The organism is Leptospira gomenensis (genome assembly GCF_004770155.1).
In the GTDB taxonomy this organism is placed as follows: Bacteria; Spirochaetota; Leptospiria; order Leptospirales; family Leptospiraceae; genus Leptospira; species Leptospira gomenensis.
This window is the reverse complement of the sequence record NZ_RQFA01000014.1, coordinates 42860-60584: the sequence shown is the minus strand read 5'-3', so window position 1 is coordinate 60584 and position 17725 is coordinate 42860. Positions and strand designations below refer to the sequence as shown.

Sequence of the window (17725 nt, the reverse complement as noted above, 5' to 3'; positions counted from 1 at the left end):
TTTAGTATTTGTGAATCGTTTTTCGGGTCGTCTGAGGTTTTGGATCCGGGATTTCCACGGAGATTTCCCGAGTTAGGTTTTTTTCGCGGGAACTGTAGAGATTTTTCATTTCGGCAGGGGAGGTTCCCGTTTTTTTGGAAAGCCCCGGTTTTCCGGCTTCTTCCTGGATCCTCAAGGAAAGAATTTCTTTCTTAGCCGATTCCAAGTTCTCCATTTCTTTGGCGATGGAGTCCTTTAGAATTTCGGAATAATCCCGGTCTGCGGAAATTCTTTCCCGAATTTTTCCCAGTTCGAGTATGTCTCGGTCCACTTCTTCAATCTTTCGTAAAAGATGGGCTACCTTTACCTTCATACTCAGATCCCAGCGTTGATATTTTTCGATTCGGGGTCGGCTTGCAAGAATGAAAATAAAAGAAAATACGAAAAATTCAGGATCCCCTGAGACGGGCGAACGAGAAACACGGAAAAAAGGATCGATACGAACAGAATCGTCGTAGTTTTCGAGTTTCCGTTTCGAAACCACAAAAAGCCCAGAAGTGCCGTGAGAATTCCGGTCTTACACAGATATAGAAAGCCGAGTTCCTTCCAAAATCCAGGTTCGTTTTGATACCAGATCCGAAAGAGGAGAATACAGAAGAAAAGTAATAGGACCGATGGACGAAGTGATCGCCCGTTTCCCGTTTCGAAGTTTCTTTCCTGTTTTTCATCGGATCCGGGAAACGGAAATTTCGGGGAGGGTGCGGATCGAAGGTATAAAATTCCGGAACAATGTACGCAGATCAAATCCAATAAATCCCCGGCGTTGGATCCGTCGAATCCTGATACGACGAGAAGAAACAGTGTCAGCGCGGTCGGAAATACGGGAGGTTCCATTCCGTTTGTCGTTTGTTTTTTTCCCCGGAAAAGGATCAAGGAAATCGCCACTACTACGGCTCCCGGAGAAAAAAAGGAATACGATCTTAAAATTAAAAATACGCAGGAAAGAAGTAGAAAAACCATTTGTCGTAAAGTAGAAACACGTATAGATTGACTTTCCGGGCGCTTATGATTCTGAACGAGATCATCATTTCTTCCGAGAAAATCGACAACGTTCAGGTTATGAAACTTCAGGGTTCCATCAACTCCTTTACGGAGAAAAAATTCAGGGATCAACTTTCCGCTTCGATTCGGTCCGGTCCGGTCATTTTGGATCTGGAGGAAGTGAGTCTGATTTCTTCCCGGGGAATTCAATCCCTCAAAGAGATGAATCAGCTGAGTTTTACGTCCAGAAATAAATTGGTTCTCATTCATCCGACCGATTCCGTGAAAAATGCGATTAAGATGGCAGCGCTCAACGGCCTTTTTCTGATTGCACCGGACGAAGAATCGGCTTTGAAAATGACTATGAAAAACAGGTAGGACTATTCGTGGTTAATTCGGTTCGATTCAACTATGCGCGTAAACTTTGGCATCTTTTGGGACTGATCGTTCCCGTTTGTTATTATATGGATGTTTTTCGCGGCGCGTTCGGTTTGGCGAACGCGACGCGCGCCGTAGTTTCCGCATCCCTTTTGGTTTGTCTTGCGATCATTCTTGTGATCGAATTTTTACGATTCCGTTTTGCCCCGTTTCAGAATTTCTTTTTGTCTGTGGCCGGGATATTGCTCAAGGAAGAGGAAAAAACTCGTTTGAACGGAACGCTTCCTTATTTTTTATCCTGTGCGTTCGTCGTGTTTTTGTTCCCTCCGGAAATTTCGATTCTTTCGATGCTTTTTCTTGTGATCGGAGATCCGACCGCCGCTTGGGTGGGAACGTTTTACGGAAAGCGTAGGTTTTCAAACGGCAAGTCAGTGGAAGGGATTTTCGCGTTTTTATTTTCCTGTGCGCTCGTAGGTTTTGTATTCATGTATTTTTCTGACACATACGGAAAACAGAATTTTTTGAAAGCGGACGGTTTTGTATTTTATAATAATCTAATATTGTTGGTTCCTGCGATTTTCGTTTCTGCGTTGACGGAGTTGTATTGCGGCACGTATTGGAACGGTTTGATCGACGATAATCTTTTGATCCCTGCGGTTGCGGCCCTGACAATGGGATTTACCGCTTGGCTCGTTTTGGGTGTGGAACCTTCCACCATCTTTTTGAATCCCGCAGATTTGTTTTTGAAACTCTAAGTTTTCGTTTGGATCCCGGTAGATACGACTTGCGTTGCGCCATTATTCCGGCACAGCACAGGCTCGGTTGAAACTCAACTTAGGACAGGGGCAGCCCGAGGCGGAGGTCTGAAAGCGCTTTAAAGCCAGTCGCCCCCTTTTACGAAAGAAGCCGTGTGTTGGAGAGCCGTTCTTAGTCAGATAACACGGGAGAGTTCGGACTTCGTTGAATTCATAGTAAGGAACAGAGGGGCAGGCTGCTCAAACTTCATCCTCGCTTTCTTGTTTAGTTCAAGGCGGAGAATCCTGATTGAAAGCTGTACGTATCTTCGATTCGTTTATTCTCGTTTATGTTGTTTGTACGGGACGCGTTTTTAAGAGGGAGTTTGTGAATCTATTTCTTCTCTGTATTTATTTTTTCTAATTTGGATTTTCCGCTTCTTGGTAGAGTTTTACTTCTCCTTCCCGCTTCCTTCCCGCTATCCACCGTCTCCGGGAAGTGTGCGTGATCGGCACAAACGTTTTGTTGCGGAGCGTGCCGTTGGAGTGCGGCTTTTCAGATTCGTTTTTTTTACGAACCATTGGAGTGTGCGGGAGTTGGGATGGATTCTTGCGAAATCGTTATTTTTTAATAATCGAACCAATGAGGCGGATTATAGACGTAAAAGATGTTTTCTGGTTCGCATCGTAAGTATCGAGTGATTCGGTTATCGGATAGGTTGAGGTCGAGAATGTAACTGTAGTTCTTGTGAAACGTTGGGCCTCCTACATTCATCATTTCCACGATAGAATCTCCGACTCCGATTTCCTCCAACCACAACAAATAATTGAACAAAAAACAACGAGATACTCCATGGGCTTGCGCTAAGACCCCCAACAAGGCCCAACTACCGGTACCCAGACGAACATTGATCCTTTCCATATTCTCCGGACCGACACTCGGTTGATACATGATCTTTCCCGCTTTTTTCCCTAAACGAGCCGTCGAGGTGATATGTTTCGCATATGTTCGCAAAAGTTGAGGAATGAGTTTCGGCAAACTTTTTCTCCGGTCCTCGGGGTAGAGCAGCAGCGTTCGTTTGGGAACGAGGAGGGTTACGACCTCGGTTCTATCTTCCTGCAATGCGGAATCTATTTTATGATCTGCGTTTAAAAGTAATACGCCCATACCCCCACGGTTCCTCGGGAATTCAAATGAACACGCTTCCGAGCTACAAAATCGGAGCCGGGAAAAAAAAAGAGCGATTACTTTTCGGGAGGAAGGACGGTGAAACTCAGGTTGATTTTGGTTTTTTCCTCGCCTTCGAACAAGGACGAGTTAAATCGAAATTCTACTTCCGCCGGAAACAAGGTATTCGTGTAAGGAAATGAAGAAAGGCGGTTTTCCTTCCTCAATTTGTCCTTAATCATGGAGCCCAAATATTGAAACGATCCGACCCAATCCTCCCCCATTTCAAAACCCTCCATTCTTTCCACGGAACCGGCAAGCGATACGGTCGCATAATACGAATCCTGGATCGCTTTCGCCTCGGACGGAGTCAACTTTCGGTTGAATCGAACAATAAACCCCGGTGTTTCCCTCGCATGAAAATAAAGAAAATTGGAGAATTTCTCCCAAGTATCCGGTTTGCGGTTGTGAGGAATTTCGACCTTGTAGTGTCGATTTTTTTCAACGGGCTCCAAACATTCTCCGGCGCGGTTAAAATGGTCGCACAGCGTTAAGGAAGTGATTTCCAGTTTTGACGGAGAACATCCGAACGAATAAATCGACGAAAAATATACGAAAAAAAGAATATTAATTTTTATTAATGTTTTGGACATAAGATTCCCTGAGGCTCGTGAAAAAATAAACCGCTTCCGGAGTTTTAAAAAAAGGAGGCGCCGTTTCCTTAAAATTCATTTTTTGTTTTTGATAATTATAGACCGTTTCCGCATAAACGCCGTTAAAGAGATAAATACGATGAAAGTCGTCCCGGACCGAGGCGATCACTACGGAGTGATTACAAAGATAACCGGGAAAAATCCGCACACCGGGATCTTTTTCCCAAGCCGAATTTTGGATTCCCAGGCACTCTTTTTGAATCGAAGGAAGTTCTTCCCTATGGATCCTGCGTTTGAAGGAAAGAATTTTCGTATGCCTTCCCGGAAATTGATTCCAAAGATCTGCATCCGAATCCTTCCAAGAAGGCATCGGATTACTTTCATACAGGGTCGCCGAAAATTTCTTTTCCGTTTTGGTTTTGATCCAATAAAACGTCTCCGCTTCCTCGTAAGCGACCACGATAAAAAAGGAAGCGCCGGGAGGTCGAACGAGTTTTTCCCGGGAGGGAGATTGTTTTTTCGCTGAATTCATGGGATCAAAATCAGCTTCCAAGGTTCAGCTTCGAATCGAAATAATCCAGAATAATTTTATTCAACCAACGACCGTCCGGAATTTCCGGGCTAGGATCGGTAAGAAATCCCACGTGCCCTCCTTTGGGACTGAGAATCGTCCTGATATGGGGTAGTTTCTCCCACGGAATTTTTTCCCAATCGAAAGGCGGTACGACCGGATCGTCTTCGGAATGGATCACGATTCCCGGGTGTCGTATTTCGGGAATAAAACGGATGCTAGAACATTTCTCGTAGAATTCCGCGGCGTCTTTGTATCCGAAAAAAGGCGCAGTAACAAGATCGTCGAATTCGAAGAACGTTTTTGTACGGAACGCGTTTCGCTCCAGATCGGGCGGGAGTTGGATGATTTTATCTTTGATTTTTCTGCGGAATTCGGCCACGAAACGATCTCGATAGAATCTTCCTTCCGGGGAATCGATGAATCGACAACCCTTCAAAAGATCCAAAGGCGGATTCACCGAAGAGAACGTTTCCACCTTGTGATTTCTTCTTTCTCCCAGATATTTTAGAATCAGACTCGCGGAAAGGGAGAAGCCGGAAAGCGCGATCCTGTGGGAAAGTTTTTCCCAAATGAAATCGATCGTATCCTGAACGTCCTTCGTCTGACCGATGTTATACGTTCCTCTGGAAAATCCCTGACCTTTACCGCAGTTTCTCAAGTTGACACGGACGCATCCGTAACCCCGCAAAAGCGCCTTCTCCGCAAAACTGACCAAGTACGAACTTTCCGAGCTACCTTCCATACCGTGAATCATCACGAGATACACCCCGTTCCAAGGCGGAGCTCCTCCGCGCGAATACTGGGAAAGAGGGGGATTGTGTTCGAGCCACAGAAAATCCCCCGAACCGTCCGTCACCGGAAGGAGGATATCCTCGACGTAAAAGTCGCTTCTCAAACGGTTGGGCGGCGGAAAAAAAGTGCTATAAACGGTTTGAAGATGTCGGCCTTTGAGAAAACGTTTCGGACGGAACGGTTGTGGATTCATTAAAGGCGCCTAACGTGAATATTAAAGTTCCTGAATGAATTCTTCCCAGTCGGCGAGCTGTTCTTTGTTGGAATGCTGACTTTTTTTGAGGAATTTATACATCCTCTTTACGAAGTCCGTTCCTTTGGAAACGATCCCCGCGTCTTCGGGAAACATATCGGAAAGATAGAAGTTTACGAATTCGTCCAGTTCGAAGGAACCTATGTCCTTGATCGAAACGGCTTCGTTCGGATCCTCTTCCCCTTCGGAAAATAACAGGGAAGAGAATTCCAGAAATAAATTTTTGAGATTTTGATCCTCGTCTCCGTTTCTTCCTTTTTGGGGAGATGCAAGAAATTCGTTCAAAAAGGTTTCTAAGGAAACGGACTGAGACAAGACGTTCTCCGATCAGTTGAATTCGATCTTGGTCGCGAGTTTGTCCACGATTCCGTATTTGATCGCTTCTTCCGCGTCCATGTAGTAGTCGCGGTCCGTGTCTTCTTCGAGTTTGGAAACGGGATGTCCGCAAGCGTCCGCAAGAATCTGATTCAACTTTGCCTTTGTTTTGAGAATTTCTTCCGCGTGGATTTTCAAATCGGTCGCGGGTGCTACGATCTGACCGCCGATACTCGGTTGGTGAATCATCACTTTTCCGTTCGGCCAAATGGAACGTTCTCCCTTTTTTCCCGCGGCGAGAAGAACCGAACCCATGGACGCGGCCATTCCCATACAAACCGTATGCACCGGAGAAGAAATCATTTTGATCGTATCGAATACGGTCATTCCCGAAGTGACGACACCGCCGGGGCTATTGATAAAAAACGTGATGGGTTTTCCCGGATCTTTCATTTCCAGGTAGAGGAGTTTTCCGACGAGATCTTTGGAGGATTCGTCTGTGACCGGACCCCAGAGAAAAATCTTTCTGTGGTCGAGGAAATTTTTGGAGATTTTACTTCCTGTGAGTTCTTCGAATACTTCCGCGATTTTTTCTGTTTCTGGCATCCCTGAACCTTTCCTTTAGTTGTTGGTAAAGTCCAGTTTCTTCTTCCTCATTTTTATGAAAACTCCAATACAAGTAAAACCGGCGAAGATTGCGTAGAAAATACGAATAAAATGGATGGGTGGAACCGGAAATTGTTTTCCGGGACGGAATGCGTTGAGCCGGGAAGCCAAAATCGGTTTGAGTTCGTTCGTGGATTCGGTTTCTCTAAATTTGATGATATGCGCGTTTTCACTCAAGAGATAAAAACGACGCGCTTCCCGTTCCAAGGCGATCTCGTCGTTCTTGAGAATTTTTTGTTTTTCTTCCAGCTGTCGGTTCTCATACGCCAAACGTTCCACGTCCAATTGCAATGCGGCTAAGGATTCTTCGAGTTGGGAACGAACTACGATTCCGGATTCTCCCAAAACGACGAAGTAAAACAATCCCGCTAAGAAGCAGGAAAGCCAAAAGACTTTGATGGGTACTGGATTCATTCGTTTTTCCCGCTCCTTTTTTATGCCGTTTTTCCAAAAACGTTCTTCCGTTTTTGAATCGGATCAAACGATTTCAAATCAAACCGTTTCTTTCGGATCCGGATTTCCTTTTGAAAAACCGGATCTTTTTTCAAGCGTATCCTTCTTTTTGAGAAGAATTCGCCCTTTTGTCTTTTACAAAACTTCGTTCGTATTTACGCGAAAACGAAATTCGGCAAAGAACGAACAAATCGTTCCGCGGATAACGTTTTAGAGGTTGTAAAACGTATCCCTGCCTTTGTAAACCGCGGATTTTCCGAGTTCTTCTTCGATACGGAGAAGCTCGTTGTATTTCGCGATTCGATCCGTTCTGGAAAGCGAACCCGTTTTGATCTGACCCGCGTTCGTCGCGACCGCGATGTGAGAGATCGTAACGTCTTCGGTTTCTCCACTTCGATGGCTCACGACGTTTGTGTACTTCGCTTTTTTCGCCATTTCTATGGAAGCGAGAGTTTCCGAAAGCGAACCGATCTGATTTACTTTGATCAGAATCGAATTTCCCACACCGGAAGCGATTCCTTGGGAGAGTTTCTCGATATTGGTCACAAAAAGATCGTCTCCTACCAGCTGAACTTTCTTACCGATCTTATCGGAAAGAAGTTTCCAACCTTCCCAGTCGTTTTCATCCAACCCGTCTTCGATGGTGATGATCGGATACTTGGAAACCAAGTTCGCATAATAATCCACGAGTTCGGCGCTGGAGAATTCCTTATTATTTTCGGCACCGAGCACGTATTTCTTTTTGCTTTTGTCGTAAAACTCGGAAGAAGCGGCGTCGAGCCCCAATAAAACGTCTTTTTCGGGTTTGTATCCGGCTTTTTCGATCGCCTGGAGAATGACTTCGATCGCTTCCACGTTGCTGGTTAGGTCCGGGGCAAATCCGCCTTCGTCGCCGACGGCGGTGTTTAAATTCTTACTTTTAAGAACCGCTTTCAAAGAATGGAATACTTCCGCTCCCATGCGGAGTCCTTCCCGGAAACTTTTCGCTCCCACGGGAAGAATCATAAATTCCTGAAAGTCCACGTTGTTGTCCGCGTGCGCCCCGCCGTTGATGATGTTCATCATCGGAACCGGAAGTTCACGGGCAAAGTTCCCGCCGATATAACGGTACAGCGGAAGTTTGGAATGGGCCGCTGCCGCTCTGGCAACCGCGAGGGAAGTTCCGAGAATCGCGTTGGCTCCGAGTTTTCCCTTGTTCTTTGTTCCGTCCGCGTCGAGCATGAGTTGGTCGATTCGATTTTGATCGAGTCCGTCTTCTCCCTTAAGTACTTCCTGAATTTTTATATTTACGTGTTCGACCGCTTTGAGAACACCTTTTCCCAGATAACGGTGTTTGTCCCCGTCTCTGAGTTCCACCGCTTCGTATTCGCCGGTCGATGCGCCGGAAGGAACCGCGGCTCTACCAAAAGAACCGTCTGCAAGAGTTACATCCACCTCAACGGTAGGATTTCCGCGGGAATCGATAATTTCCCGAGCGTGAATTTTCTGAATTTGAGAGTTATGAGACATTTTATTTCCTGAGATTCTATCTATGGTTTCCGTCTGAGGATCGCGGTTCGCGATTTCGATCGGAGTCAGGGTTATTAAACGGTCCATATCTCAGAAATCAAGCGGGAAACGAAAAAATGGATTGCTCGCGATTCTTGGATCGGTTTCCATTTTCTTTTCTTGGCGGATTTTTGAGTGATGTTTGTTGTGTTTGCTTCTCTTTGCTTTCGCGAAGAATTAAAATAAATCTCAATCTTGCTCCCTATGGGTCGCAAGATGGGGATTGCAAGATAAGGATCGTTCTCTTTTTCGACGTTGTTGGAAGCAACTTACAAATCTCAATCTTGCTCCCTATGGGTCGCAAGATGGGGATTGCAAGATGGGGATCGTTCTCTTTTTCGACGTTGTTGGAAGCAACTTACAAAACTCAATCTTGCTCCCTATGGGTCGCAAGATAGGTCGCAAGATGGGGATCGTTCTCTTTTCCAACGTTGTTGGAAGCAACTCACGACGCTCCGCTGTTCGTTGGCTATCTCACTCTCTAAGGATCGTTCTCTTTTCCAACTTTGTTGGAAGCAACTCACGACGCTCCGCTGTTCGTTGGCTATCTCACTCTCTAAGGATCGTTCTCTTTTTCGACGTTGTTGGAAGCAACTCACGACGCTCCGCTGTTCGTTGGCTATCTCACTCTCTAAGGATCGTTCGATATATGAAACTTTCGGAAAAACACGTTCTTGTATTTCATATTCTATTTTTTGCATTGAGTATTCTCGTATTGTTTTTGCCAGGAAGCGTTTCGAGCGGTTGGAGAATGTTCTCGCTCGTCTTCGTATACAACGGAGGGATTCTTTTGTTCGCCAGGATCTGGACGCACGAACGTTGGACGGATCTTTGGTTCTTTTTATTTCCTTTGAGTTGTTGTTTGGTTTTTCCGGATTGGTTTTTATCCCAGGTTCTCGGAGTCGTCGAATTTCCCGCGGACGGATTTCCGAAAATCGGAACGGTTTCGGGTTATATGGCGGGGCTTTGGGTGATTCCGTTGTTCGTATCGACGTTCGTTTCGGTACGATTTCGCAAACGTTTTTCCGATGCGCCGGCACTTCAAAGTTATTTGTTAGGCGGTTTGATCGCTTTCGTTTTCTTTTTAGTTTCGGAAGAAGTTTCGTATTTGATTCCGGTTTGGTTTGCGAAGAACGTTTGGATGTTCGATCACGTGGCCGTTTACGTTTTGGCGCCCGAGTTTATTCTCGCCGTCTTTGCCTGTTATGCGTACGAGGTTTGTGCGTATTCCTCCTTGTCGGAAAAAATTCTTTGGGCGTTTTTGACGATGTTCGTTTATTTAGGCGCTTTGGGATTTTTCTTTCTTCTGTTGGAAGGGAATAAAAAGATCGGCTCCTCATCGGTCTCGCCTATTTAGAATGTCGGAACAATTTCGCGACCTCGGAGGTTCGGAACGGAGAGTTTTATCCGAGTCCATTTTCGAGGTCCTGCATGCGTGGATGCGTGCGGGTGATTGAATTGGGTTCGCTCTGTTTTTGTAAAACACTTCCTCTCGGGAATCGATGTTTGGTCCGACAAAATATGCGGGAACTCACACGCTGCGTGGTGCATCGGGAATCGATGTTTGGTCCGACAAAATATGCGGGAACTCACACGCTGCGTGGTGCATCGGGAATCAATGTTTGGTCCGACAAAATATGCGGGAACTCACACGCTGCGTGGTGCATGTCAAACCTGTTGCCTGCCGACACCGGTGTGTATGAGTTCCCACACCCAAAGAACCACAGCGAAGTAGGATGGGGACGGAAAAACCTGCGAAACACGATTTCCCCATAAAATCGCGTAAGTATTTTGCTTTTCAGGGGAACCCTTCGTCGAAAATCATCGGATTGTACCCTCATGACTGATAAACAGAAATTCATCCGTAACTTTTCCATCATCGCGCATATCGACCACGGTAAGTCCACCTTGGCGGACCGACTTTTGGAGATCGGTCAAGTTACGAACGATCGAACCAAAAAGGATCAGATTTTGGATTCGATGGATATAGAACGCGAACGCGGAATTACCATCAAGGCCAACAACGCGACCTTCGATTATCTCGCCGACGACGGCAATACATACATCATGAATCTTTTGGATACTCCGGGGCACGTGGATTTTACGTACGAAGTTTCCCGTTCTCTCAAAGCATGCGAAGGCGTTCTTCTGATTGTAGACGCGAGCCAAGGTGTGGAAGCGCAGACTCTCGCGAACCTGTATCTTGCTATGGAACAAGATCTGGAAATTCTTCCGGTGATGAACAAGATCGATCTTCCCGCTGCGGACGTTGAAAAGACCAAGGTTCAAATCGAAGAGAGTTTGGGACTGGATTCGGAAAAGGCGGTTGCGATTTCCGCAAAAACCGGGCTTAACGTAAAAGCCGTTTTAGAAGCGATCACAAAAGAAATTCCCGCGCCGAAAGGAGATCCGAACGGACCCCTCAAAGCGTTGATCTACGATTCTTACTTTGATCCGTATATGGGAGTCGTGATTAAGATTCGCGTATTCGACGGAAAGATAAAAAAAGGGGATCGTTTTCTCATCATGAGTACGGGAAAAGATTTCACCGTAAACGAAGTGGGAATCAATCGAATCTCTTTAACTCCAACGGACGGTCTTGGCGCGGGCGAAGTAGGTTATCTCATCGCGGGAATCAAAAAAGTTTCCGACGCAAAGACAGGAGATACGATCACCTTATTTTCCAATCCTACGAAAGAATCGATTCCCGGTTATAAGGAAGCAAAGCCGATGGTTTTTTCCGGTCTTTATCCGATCAACGGGGAACAGTTCGACGAACTCGTGGACGCGATCGAAAAACTCAAGTTAAACGACGCGGCTCTCGTGTTTGAAAAGGAAAGTTCCGTCGCGCTCGGATTCGGCTTTCGCGTCGGTTATCTCGGACTTTTACACATGGAGATCGTGCAAGAACGATTGGAGCGGGAATTCAATCTCGATCTGATCACGACCGCGCCTTCGGTAAAATATATTATAAAAAGTAAGAATGGGGAAGTCGAAGAAATCGATAACCCGTCCCGTTTTCCCGATCCGATCACGATCGAATCCACGGAAGAGCCGTATGTGAAGGCGACCGTCATCACTCCGAACGAATACGTAGGAAATATCATGGCTCTCGCTATGGATAAACGGGGAATTCAGTTGGATACGGTCTATTTGACTCAGGACAAGGTCCAGCTCACCTACGAACTTCCTCTCGCAGAGCTTATTTTCGAATTTTATGATAAACTAAAGTCTTTTACGCGAGGTTATGCTTCGCTCGATTACGAACCTTCGGGTTATAAGGCTTCTCAGCTCGTCAAGATGGACATTCTCGTCAACGGGGAGCCCGTCGATGCTCTTTCTATGATCGTTCACAGAACGAAGGCGGAGCAAAGAGGAAGGGAAATCATCGAAAAACTGAAGGATTTGATACCGAGACATCAGTTTATGATTCCGATCCAAGCGGCCGTGGGCGGAAAAATCCTCGCCCGAGAAAGTATTTCCGCGCTCCGTAAGAACGTAACCGCAAAGTGTTACGGCGGGGACATCACTCGTAAGAAGAAACTCTTAGAGAAACAGAAAGAAGGGAAAAAACGGATGAAGCAGATCGGAAACGTGGAAATCCCGCAGGAAGCGTTCTTGGCGGTTTTGAAAACGGGGAACTGAGCGGATCCTTATTTATGTTCGAATTTGATATAAACTTTAATAGCCAAGATAAGATCTTACACTCCGTTCCTGTTTATAACGAAAATTGTATGTTGTCGAGCCGATCTTCTGCAAGGATTTGATTGTCGGGACGTTCGGTCTTCGAGATATTTTTCGTTTGATTTTGAAAGTTTTGGGGGAACTCATACGGAAATTCCTAGGAAGGACTGATTGTCGCAGTCGCATATCCGTTTGTGCGGAGTTCCCACGTCCCTTGCAGAAACGTTTCTCCGTTCTTTTTGTGATTTTTTCAAGAACTCTCGAATCTCCGTAGCAGTTCCCGCAGATTTTAGAAATGAATGATCCAAAGCAGTCGCTTTCCGGCCAAATTTTCAAACGCGTTCTGTCACAAATATCCGCATCGATCCGGATCGATACTTCTCCGATCGATGCGAATCCGTCCGGACTCCTATACGTTCTTCGAGACGATTTCCTTGCGTTCGGAATGGGAACAAAAGTGAGAAAGTTCCTAGGAATACACGCCTCTCTACGATCCCAAAGTATTCGATCGGTTTTGTTACAAGGAGAACTCCACAGCAACGCGTTAGCCGCGTTTGCGTTTCTATTCCGCAACTTCGGATATCGGGTCCGGTCGATCGGCTACACGCGCGATCCGAAACGGAATAGCGCCAATTCGATTTTGACGAAACGTCATTCTCATTCTTCGGAACAACTTTCTTCGCGAGCCGAATGGAAACAGAAAATTCTGAGGTTTTCCGAAGAAACATCCGTCGTAACGCTCGATTCTAAACGTTTTACGGATCACACGTTCGTCAAAGACGGAATTGTTAAGATCGGTCCGGTTTCCGCGCAAGAATTTCGCGATCCCGATTTTTCGGAATCCGTTCTCATTCCCGAATACGGATTGTGCCGCGCCGCTTTGGAAGGGATCGATTCCCTTTGGGAAAAAATTCAGATTTCTGAATTCGATCGTATCGTGATCGACGTGGGCTCGGGTTTGACGTATCTATCGGCGCTCCGGTTTTTTCAAAAACGAATTCCGATTTACGGCGTGGCCATCGGACTTCCGAAATCGAAACTATTGTCTTGGCTCGACGAGCAAAAGAAGAACCTAGGCTTGGAATCGTTACGAATTGCCGACGATCGAATTTTGGAGACGGAAGGGGGCTTTGGTTTCGGAGGTAATAAAATTCAAATTTTAGAATATTCTAAATCCTTTTACCGAAGAACGGGGATTCCCGTGGAGCCGATTTACTCGGCGAGAACGCTGGCTCTTACGGAAGCGCGAATTCAATCGGGGGAATGGAACGGCAGAACCCTTTATATACATCAAGGCGGTCTTTTGAATTTTTTAGAACCGCTTTCCTAAACGTTTAGCTAAGAACTTTCGGAATCGCAACCTGTTTGCGATCGTTCGGCGGATCGTTTCGGTTCCTTCGGGAATTCGGTTAAAGTTTTCATTACGTTCCGGAGACTTGTTCGTATCGGCTCATCTTTTTGGACTTCGGTCTTGAGAATATTCGAAATTCTTAAAAAAGGTTTCTTCGATCCGGGAGGCTTTTCAAAAGGGCATTGTCTATGGAAAAAAAATTCGGATTCCGAGAAACGCGGATTCATAAAACTGATTTCCCTTTTCGCAAAGCGGAAAACGTTAAAAAGGACAATCTAGGTTTGTGGTGAAAACGTATCACTGTTTCCTCTTTTTATATGCGGGAACTCCTCCTTTTTGCTGAAACGTATCCGTCGCGCATGGGTTTTCACCCGGTGAACGGACGTATTTCGTGGGAACTCATACGCTTTCTTAAAATTGGACAAAAGATCCCGTTCGGAGAGATTCGAAGTCGATTTCTAACTCGGAGCGCAAATAAAAAAGGCCGCCCTTTAAAGGGCGGCCTTGAAAGAACGGCTCGGTTCGAGGAAGTCAAATCGCGAATCCTGGAACCCGTCGTTTTGCGGTTTTTAAGAAAGAATAAAATCCCGGTTCATCGTCCGAATAAAATCTCTCTTGATCGATTTAGGGCAAACCGCTTCGCACTCGTATTGGTTTGTGCAGTTTCCGAAACCTTCTTTGTCCATCGCGTTGATCATCTTCTTCACGCGCTCTTTTTGTTCCACTTTTCCTTGCGGCAACAAGCCGAGGTGGGTGATCTTCGCGGAAACGAACAACATCGCGCTCGCATTCTTACAAGAAGCGACACAAGCCCCGCAACCGATACAAGTCGCCGCGTCCATCGCAACGTCCGCGTCCACTTTAGGAATCGGTAATGCGTTTGCGTCGGGAGCCCCGCCGGTGTTTACGCTGATAAAACCTCCGGATTGGATGATACGGTCAAACGCGCTTCTATCTACGACGAGATCCTTGATGACGGGAAACGCCTTCGCTCTCCAGGGTTCCACATAAACGGTATCACCGTCTTTGAAGGAGCGCATGTGAAGCTGGCAAGTCGTAACACCTTGGTGAGGGCCGTGCGCTTGTCCGTTGATCATCAGGTTGCAGGAACCGCAGATCCCCTCGCGACAATCGTGTTCGAACGCGATCGGATCTTCCCCCTTTGTGATGATCTCTTCGTTGACCACGTCGAGCATTTCCAAGAAGGACATGTTCGGAGAAATATCTTTCGCGTCGTAGTCTACGATCTTTCCCTTTTCTTCTCCGCTTTTTTGTCTCCAGACTTTGAGTTTCAGATCCATTATTTATAACTCCTTGTGGCGAGGTGAACGTTTTCGAACTCCAGTTTTTCCCTGTGTTCGGTTGGCTTTTTACCGACTCCGTTGAATTCCCAAGCGGTTGCGTGACAGAATTTATCGTCGTTCCGTTTCGCTTCCCCTTCTTCTTGGTATTCTTCGCGGAAGTGACCTCCGCAGGATTCTTCTCTGGTCAACGCGTCGAGGCAGAGAAGTTCTCCGAACTCGAGGAAGTCAGCGACTCTTCCCGCTTTTTCCAAAGACTGATTGAGTTCGGCTCCGCTTCCGGGGACGTTTACGTTTTGCCAGAATTCTTCACGGATCTTAGGGATTTCGGCTAACGCTTCTTTCAGACCTTTGTCGTTACGCGCCATTCCGCACTTGTCCCACATCAGTTTACCGAGTTGTCTATGGAAGGAATCCACGGTCCTTTTTCCGTTGATGGAAAGAAGTTTTTTCGTAGTTTCTTCCGCGTCGTTTAACGCTTTTTTGGCTTCGGGATGATCTTCGCTCGGACGGGAACCGAATCCCGCACCCGCGAGATAGTTTCCGATCGTATACGGAAGAATGAAGTATCCGTCCGCAAGTCCCTGCATCAGAGCCGATGCTCCGAGACGATTCGCTCCGTGATCGGAAAAGTTCGCTTCTCCGATTACGAACAGACCGGGTAGGTTGCTCATCAAGTTGTAATCGACCCAAAGACCGCCCATCGTGTAGTGAACTGCGGGATAAATTCTCATCGGTTGTTTGTACGGGTTTTCCCCGGTGATTTGTTCATACATCTGAAAGAGGTTTTCGTAACGGTCGCGGATCTTCGGTTCGCCGAGACGTCGGATGGAATCCGCAAAATCCAGATACACACCTTGACCGGATTCTCCCACGCCCAGTCCCGCGTCGCAGGCTTCTTTGGCAGCGCGGGATGCGATATCACGGGGAGAAAGGTTTCCGTAACTCGGATACTTTCTTTCTAAGTAATAATCTCTTTCCGATTCGGGGATGTCAGCAGGATTGCGCGTATCACCTTTCTTTTTCGGAACCCAGATTCTTCCGTCGTTTCGCAGGGACTCGGACATCAGAGTCAGTTTGGATTGATGATCTCCCGAAACAGGAATACAAGTCGGGTGAATTTGCGTATAACAAGGGTTAGCAAAGAACGCTCCTTTTTTGTGCGCCTTCCAAGTAGCGGTTACGTTACAACCTTTCGCGTTTGTGGAAAGGAAGAATACGTTTCCGTATCCGCCCGTTCCGAGCACGACCGCGTCCGCCATGTGGGTGGAAAGTTTTCCGGTTACGAGATCGCGAACCACGATTCCTTTTGCGTGACCGTCCACGACGATCAACTCGACCATCTCGGTTCTAGGATACATCTTCACAGCGCCGAGTCCGATCTGACGGGAAAGCGCCGAGTAGGCTCCCAACAAAAGCTGTTGTCCGGTTTGGCCTTTTGCGTAGAAGGTTCTGGACACTTGCGCTCCTCCGAAGGAACGGTTGGAAAGATGTCCGCCGTATTCTCTCGCAAAGGGAACACCTTGCGCCACACACTGGTCGATGATGTTCACCGAAACTTCCGCAAGACGATGCACGTTCGCTTCTCTTGCACGAAAGTCTCCGCCTTTTACGGTGTCGTAGAACAATCTGTGAACGGAGTCTCCGTCGTTTTGGTAGTTCTTCGCCGCGTTGATTCCCCCTTGCGCCGCGATACTGTGCGCACGACGAGGACTGTCTTGAAAGCAGAAGGTTTTTACGTTGTAACCGAGTTCTGCGAGAGTCGCGGATGCCGAAGCTCCCGCAAGACCGGAACCGACTACGATGATGTCGAATTTTCTTTTATTGGCCGGGTTTACCAGCTTGATATCGGCCTTATGATTGGACCATTTTTTCTCAATGGGGCCGTTTGGAATTTTAGAATCTAAACTCATGAAAGTTTCTCCAAAGAATTACGGATGAACGTATCCCAGCAAAATCGAAAGCGGGATGGAAGTATTGCCGATAAAAATGAACAAAGCAAAGAGGATCGCTCCCGCTTTGATCTTTCCGCTCAAGGAGGGAGTGCTCAAACCCAAGGTCTGAAACACGCTCGCGACGCCGTGGCTGATATGAGACGCGAGTAAGACCATCGCGAAGATATAAGAACTGGATACGATCGGATTTTGAAAACCCAAAATCACCATCGTAAATACGTCGTGTCTTCCTTTGGAATCGGTCATCGCGAAATGGTCGGGATTGGTGACGCCTAACGTGAAGTGCAGCAGGTGATATACGAGAAACGAAAAAATCAATAATCCCGTAAGAGCCATGGTTCTGGAGGCAAGCGTCGCCTGGACCGTGTTCGGTTTTGCGTAAGGAACGGGGCGGGCTTGTTTGTTTTCGACCGTGAGTTTTATCGCGTAGTAAACGTGTATGATAAAGCTGACGATGAGAATGATTCTGGCTACCCAGAGAAGGGGTAAAATATCTCTCAGTGCTTGGCCGTATGCGTTGATTCTTTCTTGTCCGAGGAAGATCTGAAGATTCCCCAGCATATGAGCAACCACAAAGCCGAAATAAACGAGTCCGGTCACTGCCACGAGAGTTTTTCTCCCGATGGAAGACCGGAGATATCCAGCCTTAAAATCCATTACATTTTCTCCTGTTTGTTTGGTGGAAAGAATTCATCGAAAAATTAGAATGTTCAAAAAGAAGGCTCCTTTGAGGAACCGTTGCTTTCTAAAAGTAAGCTAAAAAAACGAGCTAAGACGAAAAGCATTTTTATTTCGAACGGAAAAAATTGATCCCTGCGGAGAAAGTTATTAAGAACCTTTCTCAATTAGCTCCGAGTTTCGACGGGTTGTTTTTCGTTTC

Annotated in this window: 18 protein-coding genes; 5 read left to right on the top strand and 13 right to left on the bottom strand. The window is 46.6% G+C overall.

Annotated features, from left to right (window positions below; all coding sequences use genetic code 11):
* Position 1: 1 nt before the first annotated feature.
* Positions 2–352 (bottom strand): hypothetical protein, encoded by a 351-nt coding sequence (locus EHQ17_RS02660; RefSeq protein ID WP_135595756.1) that lies wholly within the window; start codon positions 350–352, stop codon positions 2–4.
* 2 nt (positions 353–354) lie between these two features.
* Positions 355–999 carry a hypothetical protein gene (locus EHQ17_RS02655; protein ID WP_135595755.1) on the bottom strand — a complete coding sequence of 215 codons (645 nt, stop codon included), beginning with the start codon at positions 997–999 and terminating at the stop codon, positions 355–357.
* A 45-nt stretch (positions 1000–1044) separates the two neighbouring features.
* On the opposite strand from EHQ17_RS02655, the gene EHQ17_RS02650 reads away from it, so the two are divergent.
* Together EHQ17_RS02650 and EHQ17_RS02645 are read left to right on the top strand one after the other, a co-directional pair.
* Positions 1045–1398 carry an STAS domain-containing protein gene (locus EHQ17_RS02650; protein WP_135595774.1) on the top strand — a complete coding sequence of 118 codons (354 nt, stop codon included), beginning with the start codon at positions 1045–1047 and terminating at the stop codon, positions 1396–1398.
* Positions 1399–1406: 8 nt separating this feature from the next.
* On the top strand, positions 1407–2153 hold the full coding sequence (locus tag EHQ17_RS02645) for a diacylglycerol/polyprenol kinase family protein (RefSeq protein WP_135595754.1): 747 nt from the start codon (positions 1407–1409) through the stop codon (positions 2151–2153).
* A gap of 607 nt (positions 2154–2760) precedes the next feature.
* Here the strand turns inward: EHQ17_RS02645 and EHQ17_RS02640 are convergent.
* From EHQ17_RS02640 to eno, 8 genes are all read right to left on the bottom strand, one after another.
* Complete coding sequence (locus tag EHQ17_RS02640; RefSeq protein WP_135595753.1) at positions 2761–3300, bottom strand: DUF1564 domain-containing protein; 540 nt, start codon at positions 3298–3300, stop codon at positions 2761–2763.
* Positions 3301–3377: 77 nt separating this feature from the next.
* Entirely contained in the window at positions 3378–3953 is a 576-nt protein-coding gene (gene lcpA / locus EHQ17_RS02635; RefSeq protein WP_135595752.1) for a complement regulator-acquiring protein LcpA, read from the bottom strand.
* Entirely contained in the window at positions 3928–4485 is a 558-nt protein-coding gene (locus tag EHQ17_RS02630) for a DUF4416 family protein (RefSeq protein WP_135595751.1), read from the bottom strand. The genes lcpA and EHQ17_RS02630 overlap by 26 nt, the downstream gene beginning before the upstream one ends.
* Before the next feature lie 10 nt (positions 4486–4495).
* Positions 4496–5512, bottom strand: coding sequence for a YheT family hydrolase (locus tag EHQ17_RS02625; protein ID WP_135595750.1), 1017 nt, complete (start codon positions 5510–5512; stop codon positions 4496–4498).
* Positions 5513–5533: 21 nt separating this feature from the next.
* A complete protein-coding gene (locus EHQ17_RS02620; RefSeq protein ID WP_135595749.1) occupies positions 5534–5887 on the bottom strand; it encodes a hypothetical protein in 354 nt (117 codons plus the stop codon).
* Positions 5888–5899: 12 nt separating this feature from the next.
* A complete protein-coding gene (locus EHQ17_RS02615; RefSeq protein WP_100763185.1) occupies positions 5900–6493 on the bottom strand; it encodes an ATP-dependent Clp protease proteolytic subunit in 594 nt (197 codons plus the stop codon).
* A 15-nt stretch (positions 6494–6508) separates the two neighbouring features.
* Positions 6509–6967 carry a septum formation initiator family protein gene (locus EHQ17_RS02610; protein ID WP_135595748.1) on the bottom strand — a complete coding sequence of 153 codons (459 nt, stop codon included), beginning with the start codon at positions 6965–6967 and terminating at the stop codon, positions 6509–6511.
* A 249-nt stretch (positions 6968–7216) separates the two neighbouring features.
* On the bottom strand, positions 7217–8515 hold the full coding sequence (gene eno, locus EHQ17_RS02605) for a phosphopyruvate hydratase (protein WP_135595747.1): 1299 nt from the start codon (positions 8513–8515) through the stop codon (positions 7217–7219).
* A gap of 688 nt (positions 8516–9203) precedes the next feature.
* Here eno and EHQ17_RS02600 point away from each other — a divergent pair.
* From EHQ17_RS02600 to EHQ17_RS02585, 3 genes are all read left to right on the top strand, one after another.
* A complete protein-coding gene (locus EHQ17_RS02600) occupies positions 9204–9911 on the top strand; it encodes a DUF6989 domain-containing protein (protein ID WP_135595746.1) in 708 nt (235 codons plus the stop codon).
* Positions 9912–10393: 482 nt separating this feature from the next.
* Positions 10394–12199, top strand: coding sequence for a translation elongation factor 4 (gene lepA / locus EHQ17_RS02590; protein WP_135595744.1), 1806 nt, complete (start codon positions 10394–10396; stop codon positions 12197–12199).
* A 334-nt stretch (positions 12200–12533) separates the two neighbouring features.
* The gene (locus EHQ17_RS02585; RefSeq protein WP_135595743.1) at positions 12534–13568 is read left to right on the top strand and encodes a 1-aminocyclopropane-1-carboxylate deaminase; all 1035 of its coding nucleotides are present in this window, start codon (positions 12534–12536) and stop codon (positions 13566–13568) included.
* A gap of 590 nt (positions 13569–14158) precedes the next feature.
* Here EHQ17_RS02585 and EHQ17_RS02580 read toward each other — a convergent pair.
* The 3 genes from EHQ17_RS02580 to EHQ17_RS02570 are packed head-to-tail and all read right to left on the bottom strand — an operon-like array spanning position 14159 to position 17502.
* The gene (locus EHQ17_RS02580) at positions 14159–14890 is read right to left on the bottom strand and encodes a succinate dehydrogenase/fumarate reductase iron-sulfur subunit (protein WP_135595742.1); all 732 of its coding nucleotides are present in this window, start codon (positions 14888–14890) and stop codon (positions 14159–14161) included.
* The gene (locus EHQ17_RS02575; RefSeq protein WP_135595741.1) at positions 14890–16803 is read right to left on the bottom strand and encodes a fumarate reductase/succinate dehydrogenase flavoprotein subunit; all 1914 of its coding nucleotides are present in this window, start codon (positions 16801–16803) and stop codon (positions 14890–14892) included. The genes EHQ17_RS02580 and EHQ17_RS02575 overlap by 1 nt, the downstream gene beginning before the upstream one ends.
* An 18-nt stretch (positions 16804–16821) precedes the next feature.
* Complete coding sequence (locus EHQ17_RS02570; protein ID WP_135595740.1) at positions 16822–17502, bottom strand: succinate:quinone oxidoreductase; 681 nt, start codon at positions 17500–17502, stop codon at positions 16822–16824.
* Between the last annotated feature and the right edge of the window lie 223 nt (positions 17503–17725).

Coding starts and splice junctions, on each gene's coding strand:
- eno (WP_135595747.1), bottom strand. CDS start 8,515: ATGTCTCATAACTCTCAAATTCAGAAAATTCACGCTCGGGAAATTATC.
- EHQ17_RS02570 (WP_135595740.1), bottom strand. CDS start 17,502: ATGGATTTTAAGGCTGGATATCTCCGGTCTTCCATCGGGAGAAAAACT.
- EHQ17_RS02580 (WP_135595742.1), bottom strand. CDS start 14,890: ATGGATCTGAAACTCAAAGTCTGGAGACAAAAAAGCGGAGAAGAAAAG.
- EHQ17_RS02660 (WP_135595756.1), bottom strand. CDS start 352: ATGAAGGTAAAGGTAGCCCATCTTTTACGAAAGATTGAAGAAGTGGAC.
- EHQ17_RS02625 (WP_135595750.1), bottom strand. CDS start 5,512: ATGAATCCACAACCGTTCCGTCCGAAACGTTTTCTCAAAGGCCGACAT.
- EHQ17_RS02575 (WP_135595741.1), bottom strand. CDS start 16,803: ATGAGTTTAGATTCTAAAATTCCAAACGGCCCCATTGAGAAAAAATGG.
- EHQ17_RS02585 (WP_135595743.1), top strand. CDS start 12,534: ATGAATGATCCAAAGCAGTCGCTTTCCGGCCAAATTTTCAAACGCGTT.
- EHQ17_RS02630 (WP_135595751.1), bottom strand. CDS start 4,485: ATGAATTCAGCGAAAAAACAATCTCCCTCCCGGGAAAAACTCGTTCGA.
- EHQ17_RS02600 (WP_135595746.1), top strand. CDS start 9,204: ATGAAACTTTCGGAAAAACACGTTCTTGTATTTCATATTCTATTTTTT.
- lepA (WP_135595744.1), top strand. CDS start 10,394: ATGACTGATAAACAGAAATTCATCCGTAACTTTTCCATCATCGCGCAT.
- EHQ17_RS02615 (WP_100763185.1), bottom strand. CDS start 6,493: ATGCCAGAAACAGAAAAAATCGCGGAAGTATTCGAAGAACTCACAGGA.
- EHQ17_RS02655 (WP_135595755.1), bottom strand. CDS start 999: ATGGTTTTTCTACTTCTTTCCTGCGTATTTTTAATTTTAAGATCGTAT.
- EHQ17_RS02650 (WP_135595774.1), top strand. CDS start 1,045: ATGATTCTGAACGAGATCATCATTTCTTCCGAGAAAATCGACAACGTT.
- EHQ17_RS02610 (WP_135595748.1), bottom strand. CDS start 6,967: ATGAATCCAGTACCCATCAAAGTCTTTTGGCTTTCCTGCTTCTTAGCG.
- lcpA (WP_135595752.1), bottom strand. CDS start 3,953: ATGTCCAAAACATTAATAAAAATTAATATTCTTTTTTTCGTATATTTT.
- EHQ17_RS02640 (WP_135595753.1), bottom strand. CDS start 3,300: ATGGGCGTATTACTTTTAAACGCAGATCATAAAATAGATTCCGCATTG.